This window comes from Acinetobacter tianfuensis, from assembly GCF_003611465.1.
GTDB classification, from domain to species: Bacteria; Pseudomonadota; Gammaproteobacteria; order Pseudomonadales; family Moraxellaceae; genus Acinetobacter; species Acinetobacter tianfuensis.
On sequence record NZ_RAXV01000073.1, the window covers coordinates 1 to 3520 of the forward strand.

A 3520-nucleotide genomic window follows, 5' to 3' on the forward strand; every position below is an offset into this window, starting at 1 on the left:
CACGATTTATGGCTTAGGCGCGGGTGTATGGTCGCGTTCAGCACATACCTCTTACCGTGCAGGCCGCGCAATTCAGGCAGGCCGCGTATGGACCAACTGCTACCATATCTACCCTGCACATGCGGCATTCGGCGGCTATAAAAAATCAGGCATTGGCCGTGAAAACCATAAAATGATGCTCGACCATTATCAGCAGACCAAAAACCTGCTGGTCAGTTATTCAACGAAAGCCATGGGTTTCTTCTAAAGCCTATTGTCCATCAAACTGCGAACCGCAGCTCATCGGTCCCGCAGTTTCTGCTTTAAGTCAGGTAACCAGTGCGGCAGAAATGCCGCACTTTTTGTTTCCAGCATTCAAACATAAGAGCGCTTCAATACGAGGCAGCCTCATATCTAAAAGACGGAGAGCAGTTTAAACTGCCTCCACTCAATGGCCCAATTTACAGCAAGACATCAGGCCCCGCATTCAAAACATTGCCTAAAGCGAATTCATTTATTTTATGCAAACCTATATACTGCATATATAACTTTCTAAATTAACATTCAAAAGATTACCCGTATAATTTTTAATGCGTCTAATCAAGCCTTATGATTGAAACTGTTTTAGCTCTACTATGTGTATCCAGTTGGTTTCTGACATGGAAATTTTCCCGTTCATGGATTTTAACATCTATCATTTTTCTTATTTCCATTCCAATTTGCACATATATTGTTGATGAACATCGAAAGCAGCAATTACAAAATGCAATGCGCTCAGAACAGCAGCAATCGATTTGCGGTAATTATTTAGGATTTTCCACAGTTGAAAGAGGCTCAAAAAATAATAAGTGGCAACAAACGGTCTTTCATTTTCAAACTGCAGACGGCGAAAAATATCATTTCCCTGAGTCTGATCTATTGAAATTATCAGGAGAGCATCAGCAATTTTTAGAACAGCCGCCCCAAGCTTTCTGCTTAACTTTCGCTCAAGATTATTCGGATAATAATGGATTTTATTTATTAACAAGCATTCATTTTAATAAAAAATAAATTTCTAAACAGCAATCGCCATAAAATCAGCAAATGAAATTCACCCTCTGCCCTATTATTTTCAAGATCACGGGCATATTGTTTTAAGTGCTTAAAAAAGGAAGGAATAATTCAAAGCCAAAACAACCATTAGATTCGTAATAAACGCCCCATTATCAAATGGGACAATACTGTGCTGCAAATAAGGAATAATGTCTGAACAATGCCAGTATTTTTTCATTACCCCATCAACCTAACCTCCCTCATGACCGCTTCAATTGTTCAATCCAAATTGAGCCGATCAGCAGACTGTATTTTAATCACTCCAATTTCTAATAAGCCGCCCACCAAAAAATTACCGCCGCATTATGTATAAATAATAAACAGTCTGACGCAATTTAAATATCAACTTAAATATATGACATCAAAATTCTCTATAAATTTTTATTCAGCGCTTTTTCAATTATCATCTTTAGAATTAAATATTTAGTTTTCTTATTTATAAATAGTCTTAATAGGACAGTTGTACAAAAAATAAATTAAGTAAAAAGCCAATCACCGCAGCATATTTTGGCAGCCGAATAAGACTTCAAAAATATTGATTGAGATATATTTTATTTCTATAATCGCGCATTTATAAGCTTCAAAAATACTTCTCCCGCACAAACAACAAGGTCTAGTCTAAGTTATAGCCTATACCCTAATTTTGGTGCGTCAAAAATTCCTCTTTGCCATTATCAATGACTTAGATGAAAAGAAGATATATTTTTCGACGTTTTTACCCAAATCGACGCAAATTTATTCTTAACATTTAGTACATTTTTTGTATTAATCCCAGAAGAGGTCTTCTATGGATATTTCCCACGCGGATCAGTCGCAGCCGCCGAAAAAGCAAAAGTTTTATAAAATCCTCTATGTACAAGTAATCTTTGCCATTATTGCAGGTATTTTACTTGGCCATTTCATGCCAGATTTAGGCGCGAGCTTAAAACCTCTGGGTGATGCCTTCATTAAAATCGTGAAAATGATTATTGCGCCTGTTATCTTTTTAACAGTGGCGACAGGCATTGCCGGCATGAATAACATGGGGGCTGTTGGCCGCGTAACGGGTAAAGCCATGATTTATTTCTTTACCTTCTCTTCGCTCGCGCTGATTTTCGGTATGGTTGTAGCCAACCTGATTCACCCAGGTAAAGGTCTGAACATTGACCCTGCTTCTCTTGAAAGCGACAAAGTTGCAGGCTATGTAGAAAAAGCACATGAAGCTTCTGCTGTCGACTTCCTGATGAATATTATTCCGCAGACTTTTGTCAGCCCATTGGCTGGCGGTGATATTCTGCAAGTCCTCTTCGTTGCCGTACTGTTCGGTTTGGCGATTTCAGCTGTCGGTGAAAAAGGCAAACCCGTTAAACAATTCTTAGACAGTTTGATTGCTCCTATTTTCTACTTGGTCGGCATGCTGATGAAACTTGCGCCTATTGGCGCATTTGGTGCAATGGCCTATACGATTGGTGCATTTGGCATCTCGAGTATTGGCAATCTTCTCCTGCTTATTGCTACGTTCTATGTTACTTCTGTGCTGTTCATTTTTATTGTTCTAGGTCTTGTTGCCCGCTATAACGGCTTCTCAATCATGGACTTAATCCGCTATATCAAAGATGAATTATGGCTGGTACTGGGCACAAGCTCGTCCGAAGCGGCGTTGCCTACACTCATGGACAAAATGGAAAAGGCTGGCTGTGAAAAGTCAGTTGTAGGTTTGGTTATTCCTACAGGCTATTCATTTAACCTTGACGGCACCAACATCTATATGACGATGGCGGCGCTGTTTATTGCTCAGGCATGCAATATTGATCTGACCATTTGGGAACAGCTGACAATTCTGGTTGTAGCCATGATCAGCTCTAAAGGCGCTGCTGGTGTAACAGGTGCAGGTTTTATTACTTTAGCTGCCACCTTATCTGTCGTTCCGGCGCTTCCAGTCGCGGGTATGGCCTTAATTTTAGGTATTGACCGTTTCATGTCTGAATGCCGCGCACTTACAAACTTGGTCGGCAATGCATGCGCTACGATTGTGGTAGCACGTTGGGACAATGCCTTAGATAAAGACAAGCTCAATGAAACTTTAAAGAAAAAAGCATAATTTACTTCGAAATCCCCCTCATGAGAGGGGGATTTTTTTATTCTAAAAATCCTATCTTTACACTTTTCAGCCAATCAAATTCAGGTGTTTTTTGATCAGAAAAATATATATCCGCGCTAAACACAACCTTAGGCCTCTGTATAAAAAATTTATCCGCTCAGCTGAAAACCTCAGCATTAAAATATGTAAAGACTTTGCCTTTGCTCATCTGGAATTTACATTTAAGACCTTACACCAAGGCATCCCATACAGAGATAAATACAGCAATACAGCGCGTATAAGCTGATCACAATTTAGACGGTCCAGATTCAGGCGCGCATGGGTTAGGCTGAAGTTTGAGCATATTACTGAACATTTGAAATGATGTTA

Annotated in this window: 3 protein-coding genes; all 3 read left to right on the forward strand. The window is 39.6% G+C overall.

The genetic code is table 11. From position 1 onward, the window contains the following. Nucleotides 1-247, forward strand: a 247-nt coding sequence (locus tag D7V32_RS16795; protein ID WP_120402160.1) for an aldehyde dehydrogenase family protein, incomplete at its 5' end; no start/stop codon positions are given. A 341-nt stretch (nucleotides 248-588) separates the two neighbouring features. Beyond that, complete coding sequence (locus D7V32_RS16800) at nucleotides 589-1029, forward strand: hypothetical protein (RefSeq protein ID WP_120403913.1); 441 nt, start codon at nucleotides 589-591, stop codon at nucleotides 1027-1029. Nucleotides 1030-1858: 829 nt separating this feature from the next. Further along, nucleotides 1859-3151 carry a dicarboxylate/amino acid:cation symporter gene (locus D7V32_RS16805; protein ID WP_120403914.1) on the forward strand — a complete coding sequence of 431 codons (1293 nt, stop codon included), beginning with the start codon at nucleotides 1859-1861 and terminating at the stop codon, nucleotides 3149-3151. The last annotated feature ends 369 nt before the right edge of the window (nucleotides 3152-3520 follow it).

What these genes read in the sequence shown, in the direction of transcription:
- D7V32_RS16800 (WP_120403913.1), top strand. Translation starts at nt 589, where the DNA reads ATGATTGAAACTGTTTTAGCTCTACTATGTGTATCCAGTTGGTTTCTG.
- D7V32_RS16805 (WP_120403914.1), top strand. Translation starts at nt 1,859, where the DNA reads ATGGATATTTCCCACGCGGATCAGTCGCAGCCGCCGAAAAAGCAAAAG.